This is a genomic window from Frankia sp. CoWAU3 (genome assembly GCF_977971855.1).
The window spans coordinates 1-3,553 of the sequence record NZ_CDWWXB010000254.1; the positions used below are offsets into that span (position 1 = coordinate 1).

At 71.0% G+C, this 3,553-nt stretch carries 1 protein-coding gene; it reads left to right on the forward strand.

Annotation, left to right across the window (positions count from 1 at the left end; all coding sequences use genetic code 11):
* Positions 1-660 precede the first annotated feature (660 nt).
* Positions 661-3,553: DISARM system SNF2-like helicase DrmD (drmD, locus tag AC08ON_RS16610; RefSeq protein WP_476617301.1), on the forward strand; the 2,893-nt coding region annotated here is incomplete at its 3' end.

The window sequence follows — 3,553 nt, forward strand, 5'->3', positions numbered from 1 at the left end:
TCGACCTCCGGGTCAGGTCGGTCCGCATTCGTCTGCGAGGCGGTGTGAGGTGGAGGACGGGATCGGCGGGCAAGGGGTTGTGTCACAGCGTGTACGCACCGTTCGTGGGGGCGTTAGCGTGGGTCGGTGCCGCCGACGAACCAGCCGCTTCTGCGCGAGTTTATCCATATCCCGGAACGGACGAGCACGAGTGACCTCGTCCTCAGCCTGACCGGGGGTGTCAGCGACCTTGAGGCGGCACTCCGTGACTATGTGATCACGGATGCCCTGGTGGTCAACGAGGGTTGGGCGCGCTCTCGGGCCTTGGGACCGTGCCCAACCTCCACAACTTTCTGGCGCGGATTTCTGGCGCGGACGGGTCGCAGCGTCTGGTGCGGACGGGTCGCAGCCGGCTCCCGCGGCTCCCGCGGCTCCACGATGTCGAGACCCGGTCCGCCATGGGTCATGTTGGTGAATCGAGTTCACAGATGCTAATCTGCCTCTTGGATGTCCGTTAGGTCTGAGATGGGGACCGAAGAGGGCCGGCACGGTGCCACCGGGCCGGGAATCGGTCGCCCGGCGTCCTGCCAGACTGGTCGGGCTGTTCACCAAGGGGGGTATCAGGTGCCGAGTTCGACGACCGAACATGCTCCGTCAGCACGCCGCGTCCGCCAGCAGGCCATGGGCGGGAAGGGACCGGGCCCGGGGGCGCCGGCATCTGACGAGCGTCCCGACATCGGCGCGCTGGTGGAGGTCCGTGGTCAGAAGTGGGTGGTCGCGGACATCGACGGACCGGCCGCCGGCGGGGCGAGGTGGATCGCGCCGGGGGCGGGCGCGGTGGACGTGGGCGCGGTGGACGTGGGCGCGGCGGGGCCTGACGTCGTCGGGGACGGAGCGGCGCCGAGCACCAGCACGTTGGTCACCCTCCAGAGTGTGGAGGACGGTCGCTACGGCCACACCGTCGAGGTGATCTGGGAGGTCGAGCCGGGCCGGCGGGTCCTGCCCAGCGGTTCGCTGCCCGACGTCACCCGGGGCGGCTTCGACCCACCGGGCCGGCTGGCCGCCTTCCTCGACGCGGTGCGCTGGTCGGCGGTGACCTCCGCGGACGCCCGGCGGCTGCAGGCCCCGTTCCGCTCGGGGGTGGCCGTCGAGGACTACCAGCTCGAGCCGGTGGCGCGCGCCCTTGCGGCGCCCCGGGTGAACCTCCTGCTCGCCGACGATGTCGGCCTCGGTAAGACCATCGAGGCCGGGTTGGTCGCCGAGGAGCTGCTGCTGCGGCACCGGGCGCGCCGCATCATGATCGTCTGTCCGGCCGGGCTCACCCTGAAATGGCGCGACGAGATGGCCGAGAAGTTTGGCCGCGATTTCACGATTATTGACGCGGAGCGCTGCGCGGCGGTCCGTCGCTCGCACGGCAGCGCGGCGAACCCGTTCGAGGTCTACCCGCTGACGATCGTCAGCCTGCCCTGGCTGCGTGGCCCGAAGGCGCAGCGGCTGCTCGACGAGGTGCTGCCCGGCGATGGTCAGCCGACCTACCCGCGGACCTTCGACCTGCTCATTCTCGACGAGGCCCATCACATCGCCCCGGCCGCGCCCAGGCAGGTCTACGCGGTCGACTCCCAGCAGACCAAGCTGATCCGCCGGCTCGCGCCGCACTTCACCCACCGGCTGTTCCTGTCCGCCACCCCGCACAACGGCTACCTCGCCTCGTTCACCGCGCTGCTGGAGATCCTCGACGACCAGCGGTTCGCTCGTGGCGTCGAGCCGGACCGGACGGCCGTGGACGAGGTCGTGGTCCGCCGGTTGAAAAGCAGCATCGAGAACGCGGACGGCACCCCGCGGTTCCACCGGCGCCGCTCGATCGACATGCCGGTGGTCTACCCGGACGGCGAACGGGGGATCCACGGCCTGCTCAAGGAGTTTGCCGCACTGCGCCGGGCCCGGCTGGATTCGCCGCGCGGCCGCAAGGCGACCGACCTGGTGACCCTGCTGTTGAAGAAGCGGTTGTTCTCCTCCCCGGCGGCGTTCGGCCACACCGTGGGCGTCTACCGGGAGACCCTCGTGTCCCGGCACGGGCGCCCGGTCCACGCGTCCCGCCTCACGGACGAGGCCGAGCCGGGGATGCCTGGGCCGTGGATGCCCGAGCCGTGGATGGAGGACTATTTCGACGACGTCGCGACCCTGGACGACGAGCAACTCGCCGACGCCGAGGACGACGCCCTCGGCCGGATCGGGCCGATGCAGCTCGATCCCACCGACGGCGAGATCGAGCTGCTGGACCGGATGCGGCGCTGGGCGGACGCCCACGAGGCCGAGCCGGACGCCAAGGCCCGCGCGCTGCTCGATTATCTGAACGCGGTGTGCCGGCTGGACGGGCGGCACTGGTTCGATGAACGGGTCGTCGTGTTCACCGAGTACCGCGACACGCAGATCTGGCTCGCCGGACTGCTGCGCCAGGAGGGGCTCGCCGGGGAGCGGCTCGGCCTGTTGCACGGCGGGCTGTCCGTTGACGAGCGCGAGCAGCTGCGGCTCGCCTTCCAGGCCGAACCGAGCGAGCATCCGATGCGGGTCCTGCTCGCCACCGATGCGGCGAGTGAGGGCATCGACCTGCAGAATCACTGCCATCGGCTGGTCAACTACGACATCCCGTTCAACCCGAACAAGCTGGAGCAGCGGATCGGCCGCATCGACCGGTACGGGCAGCGCCGTTCCCCGGAGATCCGGCACTTCGTCGGCTCCGGCTGGTCGGGCAGCGTCGATTCCTTTGAGGCCGACCTGGAGTTCCTGTCGCGGGTGGTGAAGAAGGTCGCGCAGATGAAGGCCGACCTCGGGTCGGTCAACGCGGTGCTCTCCGATCGGGTGCAGCGTCGGATGCTGGGGGAGCGGATCGACCTCGGTCCCGACGACCTCGACGTCGGTCCGGGCGGCTCCGTGGCTGCCGGAGGCACCGTCCCGGTCGCGGAGAACGTGCGCGAGCAGGTGCGCCGGCTGCGGGCGAACCTCGACGACACGGTCCGCGAGCTCGGCATCACCCCGGCGGCGGTGCGCCGCGTCGTCGGCACGGCACTGAGCCTCGCCCGCCAACAGGCACTCACCCCGTACGTCGACGAGAAGGAGCACGCCGAGGGACTGTTCACGGTGCCGACGCTCACCGGCTCGTGGCAGCGAGCCTCCGCGGGGCTCACCGAGAAGCTGCGCCGTGAGGACCTTCCCCCGGGCACGCCGCCGCGCCAGCGGCCGATCACCTTCGACCCGGCCATGGCGAAGGACCGCGACGACGTCGTGCTCGCGCACCTCGGCCACCGCCTCGTCGACATGTCGACAAGGCTGCTGCGGGGCGCCGTCTCCAACGCCGACGTCGGGCTGCACCGGGTCACCGCCGTGCGCTCGGACGATCCGCGCTGCGAGGAGGTGCTGATCGGCGCGTTCTCCAGGTTCGTGCTGGTGGGCGCGGACGGCGTCCGGCTGCACGAGGAGGTCCTGTACGCGGGCGGCTGGGCGCCGGCGACCGGGCGGTTCCGCCGCCTGGAGAACCTGACGGTCCTCGGCGATCTCGTCGGTACCGCGCTCGCCG